Here is a 1,338-nt window from a genome sequence, read left to right on the forward strand (position 1 = left end):
CTTCGGGAGCGAGACGAACCCGTGGTCGGAGAGGATATACGCACGATCCCACTCACCCTGATCGAGCTTCTCACAAATGATCCGCGCGATGGCCTCGATACGGTCGCTGAACAGCGCCTCGAAGTCGGTCAGTTCTTCCTCTCCGGTTTTGTCGATATCGTTCCAGTAGTAGGCGACGCGGGTGTTGCTCCACCCCGTCTTGTCCTCGTCATCCTCCATGATGTAGCTCCAGCCGTCATTCTTCAGGAGTTCCTCACGGCGATAGTTCGTGATGTGACGACCGTTACGCTCGGGAACCAGTTCGCCATCGTCCATCTCGACATTGTAGCTGAACTTGCTGCCCGGCGTGAGTGCTGCCTTCCCGAACTCGGTGTCGGATGGGAATGACCCAACCCAGGCGTTCTCGTCGACTTCGAGGTGAGACAGTTCGCGTCGGATGGATTCTGCAAGTTCGTGGGCGAGGTCAAATCGCAACGCGTCGACGATGAACAGCGCGACACTTTGGCCGCTCTGGAGGTATTCCTGCTCCTCGGCGAAGAATTGGTGGGCGTGGTTGCGCTCTTGGCCGTCTGGTCCTTCGACGAACGGTGAACCGGCCTCGATCTGGTCGACGACAAGGTCGCCGAGGTCGGAGAGGTACTCGAGGTAGCGTGTTTCCACCAGCGACGACCGCAGGTCGTCGAGCGTCGCCGTCGCGGGATGTTCCTCGGGAAGGGAGCTCTCGGGATCGCCTGAGATGATGAGGTTGAACACCGCGTTGTCGATCTGCCATGTGCCCTCTTCGACGTCACCGTAGAGTTCGACGACATCGTCGGTGTCGCCGCGCTCCTCCCACGTCTCGAGTTCCGTAGCGAGTTCTGCAACGTCGATGGCCTGCTTCCAGATGCCCGTCCACGGGACGTCACCGTAGGTCTCTTCGAGTCGCTGGTGGCGCTGCTCTGCACGAGTAGTGCACGTCTCGTACTCTCCGGCTCGGTAGGACTGCGTCCACTCGTCCCAGAGTTCATGTTCGAGGGAGGCGTCGACGGGACAGTCGGCAAGCTCCCACGGATCGTCGTAAGTGCGGAGCACATCGTGCCAGAACCGCTGATTGGGATCGAGGTAGACCTGTGCCAGATCGCCGGGGCGCTCGGTCTTGCTCAGCACGGAGCGGAGTTCCGGCCGTACGTTTCCGATGACCGAGCCAGAGTCGGGCTGATACTCGTCGGGGAGGAGAGACTTGTCCAGACCCTCGTCGACGAGCCACTCGGCAACGGCCCAGCGGCGCGTGCGCTCGACAAGGGCCCCTTCGTCGGTCAGCATGTGTTTACCCCCATAGAGTTCCTGGCTGAGCCACTG

1 protein-coding gene is annotated in these 1,338 nt (G+C 61.1%); it reads right to left on the bottom strand.

Going from position 1 to position 1,338, the window contains the following annotated elements:
• On the bottom strand, positions 1-1,302 hold a 1,302-nt coding region (pglZ, locus tag C487_RS09410; protein WP_241431077.1), incomplete at its 3' end, for a BREX-5 system phosphatase PglZ.
• Positions 1,303-1,338 lie beyond the last annotated feature (36 nt).

It is taken from the genome of Natrinema pallidum DSM 3751 (genome assembly GCF_000337615.1).
Classification (GTDB): domain Archaea; phylum Halobacteriota; class Halobacteria; order Halobacteriales; family Natrialbaceae; genus Natrinema; species Natrinema pallidum.